Here is a 17,901-nt window from a genome sequence, read left to right as displayed (position 1 = left end):
CGGGCCGGCGGCGGGCTCGCGGCCGGGGGCGACGAGGCCTCCGCGGTCGGGGCCGGAGCGGCGGCGGGCGGGGCAGCGCCGGGCGAAGGAGCATCGGTCGCGGCCGCGGCGGCGCGGGCGGCGAGCTCCCGACGAGCGTCGAACCGGCGGGCCAGTTTCTCGGTCAGGCTGCGTGCGGCGGCGGGCTCCATCTGGGCCATGACGGCCGCCAGCGAGCGTGGCCGCATGGCCGCGGCGACGGGAAGACGGACGTCGTCGTCCAGCGTGGCGAACACCCGGGCGGCCTCGCGCGGACGCATGGCCGAATAGACGGCGACCAGCCGGTCGTTCTCGGCCTTTTCCTGCTCGCCGACCTGACCCAGCAGGACCCGCACCTCGGCCTTGACGGCTTCGAGAGCCGCGACCCTGGCGTCCAGCTTCTGCTCGGCGGTCGCCAGCAACGGCAGCATGGAGGCCAGATCGACGTCACGCGCGTCCAGTTCGATACGGCGCTCTTTCAACGCGTCCAGAATGCGCATCTCGGCCGGCGACAGCCCGGCCTGCTGAGCCAGTTGCTCGGGCGTCAGGGCGCAGACGGCGGGCGCCGACGCGGCGGCAGGAGCCGGGGGCGCGGCCTCCTCGGCCCAGGCGCGGGCGCCTTCGAACAGGCCGGGAGCGACGCCCACGGCGCGGACCAGCACCACCCCGCCGATGGCGATGGCGATCAGGGGCAACAGGCGGGGAATCTTGCTCATGATCGGCTACTCTTGAGAGCTCCTGATCCGACGGCGCGCGCCGGGCCGGGGGCGGGAAAAGGACTCAGGCGGCGAACAGGTCTTCGTCGAGGCTGCGCCGCGTCTGGTTGAGGCTTTGCTTCGCAGCCTGGTTAGCGGCCCGGCTGGCCGTCAGGGCGCCGAGGATCGCGGCCACCGGCGCCGGCGCCCGGGCGGCCGGAGCCATGCCCTGGATCCGTTCGGCCAGGGCGGCCATCCGCAGGGCGCGATCCTCGGTGTCGGCCTCCCTCCCCTTCACCGGGGCAGAGGGCTGGCGCGAAACGCCGGCCAGCAGGGAGTCGGAAAGGGCGGGCGCACGCTCGGAGGTCACCCCGTCCGGATCGGCTGGGGTCGGTCGTCCCGCCGCGCTCCGAGGGAGGGAAAAGTCGCCGCCGCCCCGGACGATGAGCGCCTCCAGCTGGGCCTTGACCTCGCGCGCCTTGACGATGCGGTCGTGCAGGAGATCGGTTTCCTGACCCGAGGCCCGCAATGACGACAGGGCGGCCTCGGCGCGGCCGGCGGCGGCGTTCAGTTCCGTGACCGCCGAGGCGAAGGCCTGCTGGCCGGCGCGCAGCGCCGACAGCTTCTTCTCGAGTCTCACGCCGTAGCCGAGCGCGGCCACCAGCAACAGCATCAGCACGCCGTCGAGGATCATCCCGGTCATCAGCGTCTTCCCTTCGTCAGGCTGGCGGCGGCCTCGATGCTGATCGGAGCCTCGATGCGCACGGCGATATGCCGGCCCTTGCGTCCCATCTTTCCCGTCGTGACCGGGATGGAGCCGCACCGGACGGAGATGTCCGAATCCGGCGTCGCATTGAGCATCAGGGTGTCGCCGACCTTGAAGTCCAGCACCTTGGACAGGGGCAGTTGCTGCTCGTCCAGTACGGCGCGGACCTCGGTCTCGGTGGTCCAGAGCTCGGTGGCCAGGTGGCCTTCCCAGATGTTGTCGCGGCCGAATTTCTCGCCCATGAATTGCTGCAGCAGCATCTTCCGGATCGGCTCGAGCGTGGCGTAGGGCAGCAGCAGTTCGATGCGGCCGCCGCGGTCTTCCATGTCGATCCGCAGCTTGACCAGGATGGCGGCGTTGGCCGGCCGGGCGATGGCGGCGAAGCGCGGATTGGTCTCCAGCCGGTCGAGGGTGAAGTGCACCGGGGTCAGGGGTTCGAAGGCGGCGCGCGCGTCGGCCAGCACGACCTCGACCATGCGCTGCACCAGCACGCGCTCGATGGTGGTGTAGGGCCGTCCCTCGATGCGCAGGGCCGCCGTGCCCCGGCGGCCGCCCAGCAACACGTCGACAATCGAATAGATGAGGTTGGAGTCGACCGTCAGCAGACCGTAGTTGTCCAGCTCCTCCGCCCGGAACACCGCCAGGATGGCCGGCAGGGGGATGGAGTTCAGATAGTCGCCGAACCGGATCGAGGAGATGTTGTCGAGGCTGACCTCGACATTGTCCGAGGTGAAGTTGCGCAGGGAGGTCGTCATCAGCCGCACGAGGCGGTCGAAGACGATCTCGAGCATCGGCAGGCGCTCGTAGGACACCAGGGCCGAGTTGATGATGGCCCGGATGCCCGAGCGATCGGCGTCGTCGCCCTCGCCGAGATCGAAGCCCAGCAGGCTGTCGATCTCATCCTGGTTCAGGACCCGTTCGGACAGGGCGGATGGACGATCGACATCGTCCGCCTCGGCCAGCGGATCGATGGCTTCGGCGAAGGGGTCGGCGCTTTCGGCGAAGGCCGCGTCGGTCATGCCTATTGCACCAGCATTTCTTCGATCAGCACGGCGTCCACCTTGCCAGGCGCCGCGATCAGGTTGACGCGGCGCAGGATTTCGGCGCGGAGCTGGAAGGTGCCCGATGAACCGGCCAGATCTTCCGGGCGCAGCTCGCGCAGGAAGCCCTGGAACATGTCCTGCATCCGCGGCATCTCGGCCTGCAGCTGCTCGGCGACATGGGCGTCGTGCGTCTCCAGCGTCAGCTTGAGCTTGAGGAAGGTGGCGCGACCGTCCGGCGACTGGATGTTCACCACCATGTCCGGCAGGGTGAAGAAGGTGACCCCGTCCGGGCCTTCGGCGATGACGCCCAGCGACGGATCGGCGGCGCCGTCGGCGGCGGCGCCGTGGCCGCCCTTCTTCTCGGCCTTCTTGTCGTGGCCGCCCTTCTTCTCCGCGCCGTGGCCCCCGTCCTCCGCCGCGGTCGCCTTGGGCTGCATCATGAAGAAGGCGGCGGCTCCGCCTCCGCCCAGCACGAGGACCGCGACCGGAATGACGATGAACAGCAGCGGCAGCTTCATTTTCTTCGGCGCCTCGCCCTCCGCGCCCTCGATCGCGGCCGCATCGGAGACAGCGGGCAGGTTGGCGTCGTCGCCCTCCTTGGCCGCCTTCTTCTTGCCGAATTTGAACATCGAACGCGCCCCGGGAATCTCTCGACCCATTCGAGCGTTTTTTGGTTAACGAGCCGCTAAGAACCGGCAAATCCTGCCGGGCTCCGGGACCAGCTTCACCGGCCGAATCCCCGCCACGACTGGATTAACCCTGTTGGCACGGGCGTTGCGAAGCGATGGGCGAAAGGAGCCGCCCGTGGAAAACGCCGCCTATGTCGGACTGTCACGCCAGATGACGCTGCGCCGCGAGCTCGACATCGTGGCCAACAACATCGCCAATGCGGACACCACCGGCTTCAAGGTCGAACAGCTGCTGATCGGAACCGAGGTCGGCGAGCGGGCCCGCAACGCCTTCGTCCGGCCCGGGGTGAGCTTCGTGCTGGATAACGGCGTCGGGCGGGACTACGGCCAGGCGGCGCTGGAGCAGACCGGCCGCGACCTCGACTTCGCCATCGAGGGCGAGGGCGCCTTCTTCAAGCTGACCGACGGAGCCGGCGAGGCCTATACCCGCGACGGCGCCTTCACCCTGGACCCGGAAGGCCGGCTGACGACCCAGGGCGGCGCCGCCGTCCAGGGCGACGGCGGCGACATCATCCTGGATCGCGCGCTGGGCGAGCCCGCCGTGGCGGCCGACGGCACGATCAGCCAGGACGGCCAGCCGGTCGGCCGGCTGTCGATCGTGCGTTTCGACGCCCTGGCCGCACTCGAAAAGGGCGGCGACGGCCTGTACCGCAACGCCTCCAACGCCGCCGCCCTCGAGGCGACCGACGCCCGGGTGCGCCAGGGCATGCTGGAAGGCTCCAACGTCAATCCGATCCTCGAGATCACCAACCTGATCGAAATCCAGCGCGCCTACGAGAGCGTGACGCGGATGATCGAGAACACCAACGACCTGTCACGCCGCGCCGTCGAGCGGCTGGGCCGGGCCTAGAAAGGGAGACTGAGACATGCGTGCGCTCAGAACCGCAGCCTCGGGCATGGCCGCCCAGCAGCTGAACGTCGAGGTCATCTCGAACAACATCGCCAACATGAACACCGTCGGGTTCAAGCGGCAGAGGGCCGAGTTCCAGGACCTGCTGTACCAGAACCTCGAACGGATGGGCGCGCAGTCGTCGAGCCAGGGCACGGTGGTGCCGACCGGCATCCAGATCGGCGCGGGGGTCAAGGCCGGGGCCGTCTACCGCGTCACGGAACAGGGCTCGCCGACCCAGACGGGCGGCCGCTTCGATGTCGCCATCGACGGACGCGGCTATTTCCAGGTGCTGCTCCCGTCCGGCGAGACCGCCTTTACCCGGGCCGGCAATTTCGCCCTCAACGGCGAGGGCCAGCTGGTCACGGACGACGGCTATGCCGTGCAGCCGAACATCTCGATCCCACAGGACGCGGTCGACGTCTCGATCTCCAAGTCCGGTCAGGTCCAGGTCATAACCGCCGGAGAGACCGAACCGTCGGTGGTCGGCCAGCTGGAGTTGGCCAGCTTCTTCAACGAAGCGGGACTGGAAGCGGTCGGCGACAATCTGCTGATGGAGACGGCCGCCTCGGGCGCCGCCAATGTCGGCACGCCGGGCGAGGTCGGTTTCGGCCAGCTGCTGCACGGCTACACCGAGGCCTCCAACGTGGACGCCGTCGCGGAAATCAGCGCCCTGATCATCGCCCAGCGCGCCTACGAGATGAACTCCAAGGTCATCACCACCGCCGACCAGATGCTGTCGGTCAGCGCGCAGGTGAAATCGTGAAGTCCCTGATCCTCGGCGCCGTCGCGGCGCTGGCGTTCGCGGCCCCGGCCAGCGCCGGCCCGGTGACGCTGAAGGTCAATCCCGTCGACGCCGACGGCCGCGTGACCCTGGGCGACCTGTTCGACGGCGCCGGCGCGGCGTCCAACGTGGTGATCGGCCAGCGATCGGGCCCTTCCATCGTGTTCGAGGCCGGACAGCTGCAGAGCCTGGCGCGCCAGTCGGGTCTGGACTGGGCAAATCCGACCGGGCTGCGTCGGGTCGTGGTGCGCAACGCCGCCTCCGCGCCGGCCGCGCCGGCGCCGGCCGCCGCCCTTGACGACGACGCCCCGCCGCCGGTCGCCGCCCGGCCCCAGCCCGCCCGCGGCGCCTATGCCGACCGCATCATCAGCCGCAACGACATGGTCGAGGTCGCCTATGAGATGGGCGGCGTCCGCCTGACCATCACCGGCCGGGCCGAGGGCAACGCCGGGGCCGGTCAGCGCCTGGCGATCCGCAATCTGCAGTCCGGCCGCACCATCGACGCCGTCGCCATCGCTCCCGGTCAGGCCGTCGCCGGCCCGGCCGCCCCCACCGCCCGATAGAGGGACACAGTCTCATGCGTACCGCCCTGACCATCGCCGCCGCCCTCTCGCTCGGCGCCTGTTCCACGGCCATCGAGGCCGTGCGCGGGCCGGAGCTGGCGCCGATCGGCTATCCGGCGGCCCTCGTGCCGACCAGCCAGGCCTATCTCCCCTCGCCCGAGCAGCAGCAGGCCGATCGCGCCGCCAGCGCCAACAGCCTGTGGCGCGCCGGGGCCCGCACCTTCTTCGGCGATCAGCGCGCGCGCCGGATCGGCGACATCGTCACTGTCAATATCGACATCGACGACCGCGCGCAGACGCAGAATTCGACGGCGCGCAGCCGGACCAACGACATCTCGGGCGGAATAAGCAACTTCTTCGGCCTTGAGAACAGCCTGGGCCAGGCCTTCCCGGGCGGCTTCGATCCCCAGAATCTGGTCGGGCTGGAAGGCGAATCGAATTCGAACGGCTCCGGCTCGGTGAACCGGTCCGAGAAGGTCAGCCTGACCATCGCGGCCGTCGTCACAGACGTCATGGTCAACGGCAATCTGGTCATCCAGGGCCGGCAGGAGGTTCGCACCAACCGCGAGGTGCGCGAACTCACCGTCGCCGGCATCGTGCGCCCCGAGGACATCAGCTCGGCCAACACCATCGCGCACACCCAGATCGCCGAGGCCCGCATCAGCTACGGCGGCCGGGGGGACATCAGCCGGATCCAGGGCGCGCCCGCCGCCCAGTCGCTGGTGGAGCGGTTCAGCCCCTTCTAGGGGTCCGGACTCGCGTTCGCCGAACGCGCGATAAATTCGTCACAAGCCGGACGGCGTCGACACGCGTCCAAGCTCGGCGGTGAACCGTTAATGGAGAGCAGCGTTGGAAAGCCGTACGCGAGTGTTTTCCTCATGCTTAAAATCGCCATACCCGCCGTCGCCGCCCTGGGCCTGATCGCCTTCGCCGCCCAATCGCAGGCGACGAACCCTGACGCGCACACCGGCGTGGTCCCTATGGGCTGGCACCTGAGCCACGAGGGCCCGATGGCCAAACTGGCCTATGGCGTTGAAAACTCGGATCAGCTGGCGCTGATGATGACCTGCGAGCGCGGCCAGACCCAGGCGACGGTCTATGGCGACGCCCGGCCGTCCAGCCCGCGTCTGATCAAGGCCTCCCTGTCGACGGAGGCCCTGGATCCGCTCAGCGGCGAACTGGCCGACGAGGCGCGCATTTCTGTCCGCGACCCGGCGCTGCAACAACTGGCCCGGCGGGGCACGCTGGAGGTCGAGGGCGAGGCTGGTCGGTTCGAGCTCACCGCCACCCGGGACGAGCGCCGCCTGATCGGCGACTTTTTCGCCTATTGCGGAACCGGCCGCGCCTGACCACAACAGTGGACAGACCATTTCAGCGGGGGGCTGAACCATGATCGCCTTCGTCATCGCCGCTGCCCTGACCGCCCAGAATGCGGCGCCCGAGCCCGTCTGGACCTGGGCGCTGTACGCCGACGCCGCGCCCGTGGTCCTCGCCAACGAAGTCACGGACACCCCCAATCTGCGCGCCACCCTGGAGTGCGACCCCGGCTCCAGCATCGCGCGGGTCACCCTGTACGGCGGCACGGCCCTGGTCGGCATGGCCCGGGTGACCGCCGGCGAGGCCTCCGCCGTGACCGAGGCCGCGGCGGCGCGGGGCGGCGGCGTCAAGCTGGCGCTGCGCACCGACCACCCGGTCTTCGCCGCCTTCGCCGTCGATGGCCGGATGTCCGTCGTGGTCGGGGACCAGCGCCGTCCGGTCGAGGTCCCGTCGGCGCACCTTGCCAAGCTGCGCCGGTTCGCCGAACTGTGCTCGGGCTGATCGCCGGAGTCGTCCATGCGCGTCCTCGCCCTTGTCGCCCTGACCGGTCTGGCGCTGGCCGCCACGGCCTGCGCCACGGTCGAACCTGCACCGCCTCCCTCCCCCGCCGTCGCCGCCGCGCCGACGCCGGTCGAGGGCTATGACTGGTTCTTCCATCAGGACGCCGCCGCCGCCCGGCTGGCCTACGGGCTGGAGGCCAGCGACGACCTGAGGCTGGGCCTCGACTGCGACCGGGCGTCCGGGCGCCTGTCGCTCAGCGCCACCGGCCCGAAGGGCGCCGCGCCCGAGATTCATCTGGAGTCGGGGGGCGAGACCGAACGGTTCGCCGCCCGATCCGAGCCGTCAGAACTGCATGACGGCGTGTTCCTGACCGCCGAGGCCGACACGGATGCGCCGGTGTTCCAGAGGTTCCGTCGGATCGGCTGGCTGGCGATATGGCAGGACGGCGCGCGTCAGGCCTACGCCCCGCATCCGCAGTCCGCGCCCGATATCGAAAAGTTCTTCGCCTTCTGCGGTTGACGCGGCGGCCCGGCTCCGCTGCAGTCCCGCCCGATCCGGGAGGGACTTCATGAAGACCGTCATCGCCGCCGGCGCAATCGCCTTGTTCGCCATCGTCGCCGCGCCCGTCGCGGCCCAGACCACGCCGCCGGCGGCCGTTCGCAACGCCGGGAATCAGGCCCTTGCCGCGGTGCTGGCGGACTACGAGACCTATCTCAGAACGGTCGATCCGATCACGGCCGGAATGGAGGGCGACCGCGCCGCCCTGGCGCACATGCCCGACGCCTCGCGCGCCTTCGAGCAGGCGCAGGAACCGGTGCTCAAGGGCTTCGCCGACCGTCTGGCGGCGATAGACCCCGCCGGCCTCGGCGATGACGATCGGCTGAACCACGCCTTCGCGACCTACGTCATCCAGCGTTCACGAGCCCGCATCCCGCTGGACACCGGCCGGATCGACGCCTTCAATTCCGAAGGCGGGCCGGGCCAGGGCATGGGCTATGTCGCCAGCGTCACCCGCATCGCCACCGCCGCCGACGCCGAGGCCTGGATCGCCCGGCTCGAGGCCATGCCGAAGATCTATGCGGACCAGCTGGCCAACGCCCGCCGCGGTCTGGAGACCGGCCTGGTCCAGCCCCGGTCCATCGTCGAGAACGCCCTGACCCTGATCGAGCCGGAGGCGGCCCTGACGCCGGCGACAGATCCGCTGCTCAAGCCGTTCGAGGCCCTGCCCGCCTCCATTCCGGCCGCGCAGCAGGCGACGCTGCGCGAGCGCGCCACCCGGGCCGTGGCCGACGGGATCATGCCGCAGCGGCGCGAATGGGCCCGGTTCCTGCGCGAGGACTACCTGCCCCGCGCGCCCGAATCCCTCGGCCTGGTCCATCGGCCCGGCGGGCGGGAGCTCTACGCCTATCTGGTGCGTGGCTTCACCACGACGGAGCTGACGCCCGACGAGGTCCACGCCATCGGCCTGGAGGAGGTCGCCCGCATCCGCGCCCGCATGGACGGCGAGATGCGCGCCGCCGGCTGGACCGGCGACTTCGCCTCGTTCCTGAACTTCCTGCGCACCGACCCGCAGTTCTATGTGACCAGCCGCGAAGCGCTGATGGAGAAGGCGGCGGAGATGGCCAAACGGGCCGACGACGGCTTGCCGGCCCTGTTCGGAACCCTCCCCCGCCTGCCCTACGGCGTCCGCCCCGTTCCGCGCGAGATCGAGGCCAACTACACCACCGGTCGCTACAACCCCGGCTCGATGGAGAACGGCGTCGCCGGCGGCTATATGGTCAACACCTCCAGCCTGAACCAGCGCGGCCTGTACGAACTGCCGGCCCTGACGCTGCACGAGGCGGTGCCCGGCCATCACCTGCAGATCGCCCTGCAGCAGGAGGCCGAGGACGGTCCCTATTTCCGCCGCAGCGTGGACGTCACAGCCTTCGTCGAGGGTTGGGGCCTGTATTCCGAATTCCTCGGCGAGGAGATGGGCTTTTACCGCACGCCCTATGAGCGGTTCGGCCGGCTCAGCTACGAGATGTGGCGCGCCTGCCGGCTGGTGTCGGACACCGGCATCCACTGGCTGGGCTGGGACATCGAACAGGCCCGCGCCTGTTTCCGCGACAATTCCGCCTTGGCGCCGCTGAACATCGAGACCGAGCTGCAGCGATACATCGGCTGGCCCGGTCAGGCGACGGCCTACAAGATCGGCGAGATCCGGCTGCGCGGGGTGCGGTCGCGGGCGGAGGCCGAACTGGGCGACCGGTTCGACGTGCGCCGCTTCCACGACGCCCTGCTGGTCGACGGCCCCCTGCCCATGGCCCTGCTGGACGAGCGGATGGACCGCTGGATCGCGGAAGAGAAGGCGCGGCCGGCGAACTAGCCGAGCCCCAGATCCGTCCGCGTCTTCTTCGTCAGCTTCGCCGCCACGATGCCGTGGGCGATGGCCAGATGCTCGGCCAGTTCGTCGTCGGCCCAGTCGTCGATGCGCGGCAGGTTCACCCACCTGTTCCGCGCCATATAGGGCGCCGGGCGGGCGTGACCGCTTTCGGTCAGAACCTCATAGGCGATGTCCGAGACCTTGAACGAGATCCCGCCCTGCTCGCCGACCATGCAGAACATCTTGCCGCCCACGCGGTAGGCGTCGTGATGGTCGCCGAACGGATGGTCCAGCGTCGCCGCGGGCAAGGCCAGGCAGACCTTGCCGACCCCATCCCGATCCATGGTCAGGCCTCCACGCCGACGCCGATCGGGCAGACCACGCCCGTGCCGCCGATGCCGCAGTAGCCGGCGGGATTCTTGGCCAGGTAGCCCTGGTGATAGTCCTCGGCGAAATAGTAGGGGCCGGCCGGGGCGATCTCGGTGGTGATGCCCCCCCGGCCCGCCTTCGACAGGGCGGCTTGATAGGCGTCGCGCGACGCCTCCGCCTCGGCCCGCTGCTCATCGTTCAGATAATAGATGGCCGAGCGATAGGTGGTGCCGATGTCATTGCCCTGGCGCATCCCCTGGGTCGGATCGTGGTTCTCCCAGAAGGCCTTCAACAGCTCGCCGTAGGTGATCTCGTGCGGATTGAAGACCACCTGCACCACCTCGGCGTGGCCGGTCTTGCCGGTGCAGGTCTCCTCATAGGTGGGATTGGGCGTGATCCCGCCCGAATAGCCGACCGAGGTCACCCAGACGCCGGGCAGCTGCCAGAAGATACGCTCCACGCCCCAGAAGCATCCCATGCCGAAGATGGCGGTCTCGAACCCCTCGGGGTGCGGGCCCTTCAACGGGCGCCCGGTGACGTAGTGGACCTCGTCGGTCGGCAATGGCGTCGACCGGCCCGGCAGGGCCTCCGCGAGGGTCGGCAGGTCACGGGATTTATGGAACGGCATGGCGGGGCTCCCTGGGGGCCGCGGTCGGAAGGCCCGGCCTTCCCGATCGACGCGGCCGGTCGAACGATCATTCGTCCATATGGGGCGCCACGCGCCGCTTGCCGAGGGGGTCGGCTTGTTCTATCAGCCTCGCCTCCCGCCGGATCGACCTCCGGCGGCTTCACGCGCGTCGTGGAACGGACAGGTGGCGGAGTGGTCGATCGCGCACGCTTGGAAAGCGTGTGTAGGTGAAAGCCTACCGAGGGTTCGAATCCCTCTCTGTCCGCCACCGCGCCCTGATCGATAGCGGGCGGGTCCGGCTGTCGGCTTCGGTCAGCTGCGCCACATCGCCGACGTCGCGTCGGGGCCGACCCTGATCATCACCGGAGACCAGGCGCAGCCGTTATTCAGTGAGACCGTGCATCAGCCGGCGCCGCGACATAGCCGTAATCTCCCCCAGCGGGTTGGCGTTCGCTTTCGAACTTTCCGGAGGTTTCGCCGCTCGCGTGAATCATCGTCGAGCCCTGGTCGGCCACGACGGCATGAACGAACCCGTCCGTCTCCGGAATGAGGCCCCGGTCAAAGGGCCGGCGATCGAACAGCTGGTAGCGAATGGCCAGCCCGGGGGCGAGCGTGGTGCTGAAGATCCATAACTCGGGATCACCGGGGTCGGGGGCCAGACGCACGACCATGTCGTTCGAGCCCAGGAAGTCGCCCCAGAGCCAGAGCGGCTCCGTCTCACCCGGCTGGCGGCGGAGACCGATGGTGACCGGCCGCGGCTCCACATAGCTGTGGCGGGCATACTGCGCCGCACGGGTCAGTTCATTGCCCCGGCGCCAGTCGAAGAAGGTCGCGTTCTCCCAGTTCGAGCCGACGCCCCACCGGGTCGAGCAATGGGTCGAGACCCAGGCCGGCTCCCAGTAGACCACGCCGACTCCGCCGTTCGACTTCACGGTCTGGGTGAGGTCGACCATGTACCGGAACTGGCCGTCCTCGGTGGCCGGATAGCCGGGCAGCAGGGTGTCCGGGCCGAGCAGGTTGGGCGAGGTGTCGGCTCCCTCATTGGTGAAGGGATAGGACGTCTCGACCACCAGAACTTCGGCGGGATACCGGTGGCGCAGGCGGTTGATCGTCGCTCCGAGGCCGTCCAGTCCCTGGGTCGACCATTTGCGATAGTAGCTGACGCCGATCAGGTCGAAGTCGGTGACGCCGTGCTCCGCGGCAGCCGCGAACCAGGGTTCGACATTCTCGGGCTGGGCGATATGCAGCATGACCAGGGGCTGGACGGCGCCGGTCCTGCCGGCGTCGCGAACGGCGCGAATGCCGGCATTGAGCAGGGCGGCGTTGCGCGGCCAGTTGATGCCCGGACGCGTCTCCTTCCAGTCAAGTTCGCCCATCAATTCGGGATTGGTCTCGTTGCCGACCTGCACCAGGTCCGGCATCAGCCCCTCCGCCTCGAGCGCCGTCAGGACGCCGAGCGTATAGTCGTAGAGCGCTTGCGAAAGCGCCGGAACGTCATCGCGGATCGGGCGCCAGGCCTTGGGCACGATCTGCTTGTCGCCGTCGGCCCAGTCGTCGGAATAGTGAAAGTCGAGCAGCACCTCCATGCCCTCGGCCTTCGCGCGGCGGATGGTCTCGCGGACGTCGTCGAGGTCGGAATAGTCTGTCCATTCGGCATCGTTCCAGATCCGAACGCGGACCAGGTTCGTGCCGGCCCCGGCGAACAGGCGATAGGGGTCCATCGCCACGCCGTTGACGCGGTAGACCGCGCCGCAGTCCTCCATCTCGTTCACATAGGACAGGTCCGCCCCGAAGTAGAACGGGGCCTGGGCGGCGGCGGGGCCTGCCGCACCCGTCAGGATGGCCAGCGCGGGAAACAGGAAACGGATCATGCAGCAGGCCCGGGAAAGGCCGGCGGGCGACGCGGAGTCGCCCGCCGGGGAAGTCAGAAACGCAGGGTGATGTCGAAGCTGAACCGTCGACCGTAGTGGTCGTAACGCGCCAGCCGGTCCGGGCTGTTGTCGTAGTGGACCCGCACCGGCTCGTCGGTCAGGTTGCCCGCCTGGAAGCGCAGACCCACCTGGTCGGTGACCTGGTACGAGGCGCTGAAGTCGAGGATGCCCTCGCTTTCCAGCGTCCGCAGGGCCGAGCCGTCCCAGCCGGCGATGATGGTGAAGGGGCTGTGATACTTGTAGCCCAGCCGGCTCTCGAACCGTCCGTTGCTGTACCACAGGTCGATGGTGGCGGTCCGCTCGGCCAGCCCCGTTCCTTCCAGCGGATCGTTGGCCGGATAAAACTCCTTCACGTCGGAATTGACGAAGGCGAAGTTGGTGTAAATGCCGAAGTCCTGCAGGCCCGGGATGAAGCTGAACGGGGTCTGGAAGGTGAACTCGGCGCCCGAGATGCCGCCGCCGTCGCCGTTGAACGGGCCGGTGACGTTGTAGGTGACGCCGCCGATGGTGACAGGCTGGGTCGAATAGCCGATGTGGCTGTCGACATCCTTGTAGTAGACGGCCGCGGCGAACAGGGCCTCTGGCGCGAAATACCACTCGTACGACAGGTCAAACTGGGTGGCGCGGAAAGGCTCGAGCAAGGGGTTGCCCGCGCTGCCGGTCGGGGGAGGGGCCGTATTCCACAGGGTCCGTCCGGCGCGCAACTCGTCCAGCGGCGGGCGGGCGATGGTACGGGCGGCGCCGAGGCGCAGCAGTCGGTTCTCGCCCACCTCGAATGTCAGGTTCAGGCTGGGCAGGACTTCGACATAGTCGTTGTCGATACTGACCGGCGTCAGCGGGCCGCCGTTGACGGACTCGAAGCCAGTGCTGGTCGTCTCGGTCGCCACTATCCGGACGCCGACGTTGCCTGAAACGGGCGTGTCGCCCCACCGGCTGGCGAAGTCGGCCTTCACATAAGCCTCGGCGACCTGCTCCTCGACGTCCCAGCGCGAGCCCATGACCTCCGACCCGGCCGGTTCGGTGAAGCCCCCGTAAGCGGCCTGGGCCAGGGCGTCGAAGTCGCCGTTCAGCAGCGGCGGGGCCGTGAAGTCGTCGACCGAGAAGCTGCTCAGCAGATTGGCCGGAAGGGCCCCCGCGATCGGCGCCTGGAACCACTGGGTTCTGCGGTAGCCCTTGGCCCGATCCGACACCCGCGCGCCGAACGAAACCTCGGTCACGCCTGTGTCGCCCAGCCAGCGCCGGGCGTCGAAGCGCGCCGCCATCAGTTCGTCCTCCAGACGGCCGCCGTCGGTCTGACCCGGCACCCAGCCCGGCAAGGCCTGGATATTGGGATCGGCGGGATTGGAGCTGGTGTACACCGACGGCGCCACGCCCGAGCGCATGTCGAACGACAGCCAGTTGGGATAGACCTCCGTGAAGACCGCCTGCCAGGTGTTGTCCCGCTCGGCCTTCGAATAGGAAAGGTCGCCCAGCACGGTCCAGTCGCCGGTCGTCCAGCGTCCGTTCAGGCCGGTGACGAACAGCGTTTTGTCCTCGACATAGCGGGCGATGACGTTCGTCACCGAGACGAAGGGAAGGGTCGCCGCGACGACCGTATTGTCGATGATGGTGTAGGAGGCTCCCGGGTCGTTGTAGGCCCAGCCCGAGCCTCCCGCCCAGTTGCCGATAGCGCCGTTGCGACCGTACCAGGCCTGGTTCTGATCCTCACTGATATCGATCTGGGAATAGAGGGCGTCGAAATTCAGCTCGAAATCGGCGTTGGGGCGCCACTGGAAGGCGCCGTTGAGGCCGGTGCGATCCTCGGCCAGCCGTTTGACCTCGGTCTGGGCGCCCCAGGGAGTGGCGTCCAGGTCTCCGTCGCCATCGACGTCACCCGGCTGTCCACCGGTGTCCTGGTCGTTGAAGCCCCAGCCCTGGAAGGAGGCGAATCCGTTCCTCTGCTCCTGACGGCTGATCCCCAGATTGACCCCGAAGGTATCGGACAGGCGGTCGGTGAAGCTGGCCGACGCGCGGTAGCCAAGGGGATCGTAGTCTGGCAGATCCTCGCCCGATTCATAGTAGACGAGGCCGGCGCTGGCGGCGACCGCCGCCCCCGAATAGTCCAGCGGCCTCACGGTGCGGATGTTGATGGTGCCGGCCACGCCGCCGGCGACCAGGTCGGCGGACTGCGACTTGTAGACCTCGACCCCCGACACGACCTCGGAGGGATAGATCTCCCAGCGTACGTTGCGATCCGGCTCGGAGGAGGCGACCTCGCGATCATTGACCAGGCCCAGCACCAGACGCGGGCCCAGGCCGCGGATCGCCGCCTGGCTCTGGTTGCCGCGGTCCCGGGTGCCATTGATGCCGGGCAGGCGCACCAGTTCCTCGGCGATGGTCACATTGGGCAGTTGGCCGATGTCCTCGGACGAGATGGCCTCGATCACCAGCGGCGACCCCCGTTTGACGGCGATGGAGTCCCGCAGCGAGGCGCGGATGCCGGTGACCACCACCTCGTCGATCTCGGTCGGCGCCGTGTCCTGCGGCGGCGGCGCCTCCTGGGCCCAGGCGAGCGCGGGCATGGCAAGGCCCGCGACCAACGCCAGCGCCGATGCGCCCGTCCTTTTTTTCCTGGTCATGGTCTTGTCCTCCCCTGTCCGCCCCTGTCCGGCGCGGTTGATTGAAATGATGGCTAGCTCCGCTGGCCCGACGCCAGATCGAGAGTCGCCGGCGCCAGGCCGTCCGCGCGGGCGAGTAGGCGGATCGGGCCGGCGCGGCGACCGGTCTGCACGATGGCCTGGGCCAACCCATTGAACAGCCGGCGCTGCGAGGCGCGGTCCGGTTCATGGCTGACCGGATTGCCGTTGCCGACGCCGATCACCCGACCCGCCCCCTGGATCTCGAACACGATCAGATCGTCAGCCAGGGGCGCGGGCCGGCCCCGCGCGTCCAGCGCCCGGGCGGTGATCATGGCCACGTCCTCGCCGTCCGCCGACAGCCGCGACCGGTCCGCCGTGAGTTCTATCCGCGCCGTGGGCCCGGCCGTCTCGCGCCGGACGCGGCGGACCATCCGCCCGTCCTTCCAGCCGCGCGCCTCGATCGCCCCCGGCGCCCAGGGCACGGACCATTCCAGGTGGCGGTCGCGGACCACGGCCTTCGCTCCGAGAGACCGGCCGTTCAGGAACAGTTCGACCCGGTCCAGATTGGAATGGACCCAGACGTCGATCACCTGCCCCTCGCGGCCTTCCCAGTTCCAGTGCGGGAACAGGTGCAACAGCGGTTCGGGCCGCCACCAGGCGCGGTAGAACCAGTAATTGTCCTTGGGGAATCCGCAGGAATCCATCGCCCCGAAGTATGAGGCGACGCTGGGCCACCGGTTGAACGGCGTCGGTTCGCCGCGGTAGTCGAAGCCCGTCCAGATGAAGCCGCCGGCGATATAGGGCCGCACGGCCGCGAGGGTCCACCAGGCCTCGGCCGTCGACGCCCACCAGGGATGTTCGCGGTCATAGGCCGGCACGATGTGGCGCGCGTCGTCTCGGACGTATTCGCCGCGGGTCGAAACGGTGCTGCCGGTCTCGGAGCCGACGATCGGCTGGTCGGGAACCCGGGCGTGATAGGGCTCCATCTGCGGCGTGCGGTAGTTGAAGCCGAGGACGTCGACGACCGGAGAAATGCCCTCGCCGAACGCCTGGTCCATGGCCGCCGTCACCGGCCGCGTCGGATCCAGCCGGTTGACCAGCCGCTTCATGGTGCGGGCGATGCCGGCTCCGCGGGGCGTGCCCTGGATCACCTGCTCCTCATTGCCGATCGACCAGGCGATCACCGACGGCCGGTTGCGGTCGCGACGGACCAGTTTCGCCAGCTCGTCCAGTGCGGCGGCGTCCGATGACATGCGACGGGTCTCGTCGATGACCAGCATGCCCAGACGGTCGCAGGCGTCGAGCAGTTCCGGCGTGGGCGGATTGTGCGAGGCCCGGTAGGCGTTGCAGCCCATGCCCTTCAGCTGCTCGATCCGCCAGGCCTGCAGCCGGTCCGGAACCGCCGCGCCGACGCCGGCGTGGTCCTGATGGCAGCAGGCGCCCAGCAGCTTCAACGGCTGGCCGTTCAGCAGAAAGCCGCGCCGGGCGTCGAACACGGCGGAGCGAACGCCGAACAGGGTTTCGACGCGATCGACGACACGGCCGTCGACCACGACCTCGGTCACCAGCGTGTGCTGCTGCGGCGAATCAACGGACCAGGGAGGCGCGACGGGCCAGCTCGCCGACAAGGTCGCCTGCCCGGAACTCCAGTCATCGATCGCCAGCGGGGCCCGCGCCGTGACCGCGGCCGATCCATCCGGCAGGCGAACGGTGCACTCGACCTCACATGAGCGCCGGTCGCCGGAGGTGTTGGCCACATCGACCAGAATGTCCGCCCGGGCGCCATCCCCCACCGGCCGGCTGCGCACCGTCACCCCCCACTGCGGCACGTGAACGGGATCGACGGCCGTCAGCCAGACGTGCCGGTACAGGCCCGCGCCCTCGTAGAACCAGCCCTCTCCCAGGCTGGCGTCGACCCGGACGGCGAGCAGGTTGGTGGCGCCCGGCGCCGCGAAGTCGGTGATGTCGACCGAGAAGGGCGAATAGCCCCCCTCGTGCTCATGCACGATGAAGCCGTTCAGGAACACCACCACGTCGCGGAAGGCCCCGTCGAACTCGAGCGACAGCCGGCGTCCCGCCATTTCGGCCGGGATGTCGAGGGGCGACCGATACCAGCCGACGCTGGTTTCCGGATACTCGCGCCCCAACGGCTTGAAGCCGTGCGCGGCCCGCGGATCATCCTCTCCGGTCGGCGGCGGCGACCGACTCGGGGTGAAGGGCAGATCGATGGCCCAGTCGTGCGGAATCTGGATCCGGCTCCAGTTCGAATCGTCGAAGTCCGCCGCCACGGCTACGGCCAGGTCGCCGCCGGCCTTGGCGTAGGTGCGCTGGTTGCGCCCGAATCCGAAGTCCCGTTCCGGGTCCGACGCATGGCCGAAGGCGAACCGCCAGTCGAACGCCAGCTTGCGGCGCAGCCTGGGAGCTGCGGCCGGGACCGGCGTCTGGTCCTGGGCCGGGACGGGGCCGGCCAGCGCGGTCGCACCCGCCGCCAGGAGCAGCGTCCTGCGGTCGGCCATCAAGCGTCCCGGTCGCGGTGGCGTGGTCCTGCCGTGCATCGATTCTCCCCCGACGCGGCCGTGTCGCCCGGCGCTGTCGCAAGCGAAGGAAAACCTCGGGCGTCCGGATTGTCAACGAATTGTCTGACAATAGGTGAAAATCATTTTACCCATGAGGGATGAAACACATCGGACGACTCGCCTGAACGATCCTGGCGGCGTAAGGAACG

Annotated in this window: 17 protein-coding genes and 1 tRNA gene; 9 read left to right on the top strand and 9 right to left on the bottom strand. The window is 69.1% G+C overall.

Annotated features, from left to right (window positions below; translation table 11 throughout):
* The 4 genes from Q8Q71_RS15595 to Q8Q71_RS15580 all read right to left on the bottom strand — a co-directional run.
* The coding region (locus Q8Q71_RS15595; protein ID WP_305760516.1) for a MotE family protein at window positions 1-734 on the bottom strand (734 nt) is incomplete at its 3' end.
* Window positions 735-798: 64 nt separating this feature from the next.
* Window positions 799-1,416: a DUF6468 domain-containing protein gene (locus Q8Q71_RS15590; RefSeq protein ID WP_305760515.1), complete on the bottom strand. Its 618-nt coding sequence runs from the start codon at window positions 1,414-1,416 to the stop codon at window positions 799-801.
* Window positions 1,416-2,498 carry a flagellar motor switch protein FliM gene (gene fliM / locus Q8Q71_RS15585; protein WP_305760514.1) on the bottom strand — a complete coding sequence of 361 codons (1,083 nt, stop codon included), beginning with the start codon at window positions 2,496-2,498 and terminating at the stop codon, window positions 1,416-1,418. The genes Q8Q71_RS15590 and fliM overlap by 1 nt, the downstream gene beginning before the upstream one ends.
* Before the next feature lie 2 nt (window positions 2,499-2,500).
* Window positions 2,501-3,181, bottom strand: a complete 681-nt coding sequence (locus Q8Q71_RS15580; protein WP_371315974.1) for a flagellar basal body-associated FliL family protein — start codon at window positions 3,179-3,181, stop codon at window positions 2,501-2,503.
* A gap of 145 nt (window positions 3,182-3,326) precedes the next feature.
* Here Q8Q71_RS15580 and flgF point away from each other — a divergent pair, with 145 nt between their 5' ends.
* The 8 genes from flgF (at window position 3,327) to Q8Q71_RS15540 (ending at window position 9,633) form a co-directional block, all read left to right on the top strand.
* Window positions 3,327-4,061: a flagellar basal-body rod protein FlgF gene (gene flgF, locus Q8Q71_RS15575; protein ID WP_305760513.1), complete on the top strand. Its 735-nt coding sequence runs from the start codon at window positions 3,327-3,329 to the stop codon at window positions 4,059-4,061.
* A gap of 16 nt (window positions 4,062-4,077) precedes the next feature.
* The gene (gene flgG, locus Q8Q71_RS15570; protein WP_305760512.1) at window positions 4,078-4,866 is read left to right on the top strand and encodes a flagellar basal-body rod protein FlgG; all 789 of its coding nucleotides are present in this window, start codon (window positions 4,078-4,080) and stop codon (window positions 4,864-4,866) included.
* Complete coding sequence (locus Q8Q71_RS15565; protein ID WP_305760511.1) at window positions 4,863-5,447, top strand: flagella basal body P-ring formation protein FlgA; 585 nt, start codon at window positions 4,863-4,865, stop codon at window positions 5,445-5,447. Before flgG ends, Q8Q71_RS15565 begins: the two co-directional genes overlap by 4 nt.
* A 14-nt stretch (window positions 5,448-5,461) precedes the next feature.
* Window positions 5,462-6,193, top strand: a complete 732-nt coding sequence (gene flgH / locus Q8Q71_RS15560; protein ID WP_305760510.1) for a flagellar basal body L-ring protein FlgH — start codon at window positions 5,462-5,464, stop codon at window positions 6,191-6,193.
* 132 nt (window positions 6,194-6,325) lie between these two features.
* Entirely contained in the window at window positions 6,326-6,796 is a 471-nt protein-coding gene (locus Q8Q71_RS15555; protein WP_305760509.1) for a hypothetical protein, read from the top strand.
* Window positions 6,797-6,836: 40 nt separating this feature from the next.
* Window positions 6,837-7,265, top strand: coding sequence for a hypothetical protein (locus Q8Q71_RS15550; protein ID WP_305760508.1), 429 nt, complete (start codon window positions 6,837-6,839; stop codon window positions 7,263-7,265).
* Between the two features lie 15 nt (window positions 7,266-7,280).
* Window positions 7,281-7,784, top strand: coding sequence for a hypothetical protein (locus tag Q8Q71_RS15545; RefSeq protein WP_305760507.1), 504 nt, complete (start codon window positions 7,281-7,283; stop codon window positions 7,782-7,784).
* A 49-nt stretch (window positions 7,785-7,833) separates the two neighbouring features.
* Window positions 7,834-9,633 (top strand): DUF885 family protein, encoded by a 1,800-nt coding sequence (locus tag Q8Q71_RS15540; protein ID WP_305760506.1) that lies wholly within the window; start codon window positions 7,834-7,836, stop codon window positions 9,631-9,633.
* Here Q8Q71_RS15540 and Q8Q71_RS15535 read toward each other — a convergent pair.
* On the bottom strand, window positions 9,630-9,974 hold the full coding sequence (locus Q8Q71_RS15535) for an MmcQ/YjbR family DNA-binding protein (RefSeq protein ID WP_305760505.1): 345 nt from the start codon (window positions 9,972-9,974) through the stop codon (window positions 9,630-9,632). The two genes, Q8Q71_RS15540 and Q8Q71_RS15535, sit on opposite strands and share 4 nt — an antisense overlap.
* A 2-nt stretch (window positions 9,975-9,976) precedes the next feature.
* Window positions 9,977-10,627 (bottom strand): peptide-methionine (S)-S-oxide reductase MsrA, encoded by a 651-nt coding sequence (msrA, locus tag Q8Q71_RS15530; RefSeq protein WP_305760504.1) that lies wholly within the window; start codon window positions 10,625-10,627, stop codon window positions 9,977-9,979.
* A gap of 178 nt (window positions 10,628-10,805) precedes the next feature.
* On the opposite strand from msrA, the gene Q8Q71_RS15525 reads away from it, so the two are divergent.
* Window positions 10,806-10,895: transfer RNA gene (locus Q8Q71_RS15525), tRNA-Ser, on the top strand.
* A 118-nt stretch (window positions 10,896-11,013) separates the two neighbouring features.
* On the opposite strand, the gene Q8Q71_RS15520 is transcribed toward Q8Q71_RS15525, so the two are convergent.
* From Q8Q71_RS15520 to galA, 3 genes are all read right to left on the bottom strand, one after another.
* Window positions 11,014-12,498, bottom strand: a complete 1,485-nt coding sequence (locus Q8Q71_RS15520) for a glycosyl hydrolase 53 family protein (protein ID WP_305760503.1) — start codon at window positions 12,496-12,498, stop codon at window positions 11,014-11,016.
* Between the two features lie 53 nt (window positions 12,499-12,551).
* On the bottom strand, window positions 12,552-15,119 hold the full coding sequence (locus Q8Q71_RS15515) for a TonB-dependent receptor (RefSeq protein WP_305760502.1): 2,568 nt from the start codon (window positions 15,117-15,119) through the stop codon (window positions 12,552-12,554).
* 110 nt (window positions 15,120-15,229) lie between these two features.
* The gene (gene galA / locus Q8Q71_RS15510; RefSeq protein ID WP_305760501.1) at window positions 15,230-17,692 is read right to left on the bottom strand and encodes a beta-galactosidase GalA; all 2,463 of its coding nucleotides are present in this window, start codon (window positions 17,690-17,692) and stop codon (window positions 15,230-15,232) included.
* Window positions 17,693-17,901: the final 209 nt, after the last annotated feature.

This window comes from Brevundimonas sp. (genome assembly GCF_030704825.1).
In the GTDB taxonomy this organism is placed as follows: Bacteria; Pseudomonadota; Alphaproteobacteria; order Caulobacterales; family Caulobacteraceae; genus Brevundimonas.
The sequence above is the reverse complement of the archived record's forward strand: the minus strand, read 5'-3'. Positions and strand labels throughout refer to the sequence as shown.

What these genes read in the sequence shown, in the direction of transcription:
- galA (WP_305760501.1), bottom strand. Translation starts at nt 17,692, where the DNA reads ATGGCCGACCGCAGGACGCTGCTCCTGGCGGCGGGTGCGACCGCGCTG.
- Q8Q71_RS15550 (WP_305760508.1), top strand. Translation starts at nt 6,837, where the DNA reads ATGATCGCCTTCGTCATCGCCGCTGCCCTGACCGCCCAGAATGCGGCG.
- flgH (WP_305760510.1), top strand. Translation starts at nt 5,462, where the DNA reads ATGCGTACCGCCCTGACCATCGCCGCCGCCCTCTCGCTCGGCGCCTGT.
- Q8Q71_RS15580 (WP_371315974.1), bottom strand. Translation starts at nt 3,181, where the DNA reads ATGGGTCGAGAGATTCCCGGGGCGCGTTCGATGTTCAAATTCGGCAAG.
- Q8Q71_RS15535 (WP_305760505.1), bottom strand. Translation starts at nt 9,974, where the DNA reads ATGGATCGGGATGGGGTCGGCAAGGTCTGCCTGGCCTTGCCCGCGGCG.
- fliM (WP_305760514.1), bottom strand. Translation starts at nt 2,498, where the DNA reads ATGACCGACGCGGCCTTCGCCGAAAGCGCCGACCCCTTCGCCGAAGCC.
- Q8Q71_RS15555 (WP_305760509.1), top strand. Translation starts at nt 6,326, where the DNA reads ATGCTTAAAATCGCCATACCCGCCGTCGCCGCCCTGGGCCTGATCGCC.
- Q8Q71_RS15540 (WP_305760506.1), top strand. Translation starts at nt 7,834, where the DNA reads ATGAAGACCGTCATCGCCGCCGGCGCAATCGCCTTGTTCGCCATCGTC.
- Q8Q71_RS15515 (WP_305760502.1), bottom strand. Translation starts at nt 15,119, where the DNA reads ATGCCCGCGCTCGCCTGGGCCCAGGAGGCGCCGCCGCCGCAGGACACG.
- Q8Q71_RS15520 (WP_305760503.1), bottom strand. Translation starts at nt 12,498, where the DNA reads ATGATCCGTTTCCTGTTTCCCGCGCTGGCCATCCTGACGGGTGCGGCA.
- msrA (WP_305760504.1), bottom strand. Translation starts at nt 10,627, where the DNA reads ATGCCGTTCCATAAATCCCGTGACCTGCCGACCCTCGCGGAGGCCCTG.
- Q8Q71_RS15590 (WP_305760515.1), bottom strand. Translation starts at nt 1,416, where the DNA reads ATGACCGGGATGATCCTCGACGGCGTGCTGATGCTGTTGCTGGTGGCC.
- flgG (WP_305760512.1), top strand. Translation starts at nt 4,078, where the DNA reads ATGCGTGCGCTCAGAACCGCAGCCTCGGGCATGGCCGCCCAGCAGCTG.
- Q8Q71_RS15545 (WP_305760507.1), top strand. Translation starts at nt 7,281, where the DNA reads ATGCGCGTCCTCGCCCTTGTCGCCCTGACCGGTCTGGCGCTGGCCGCC.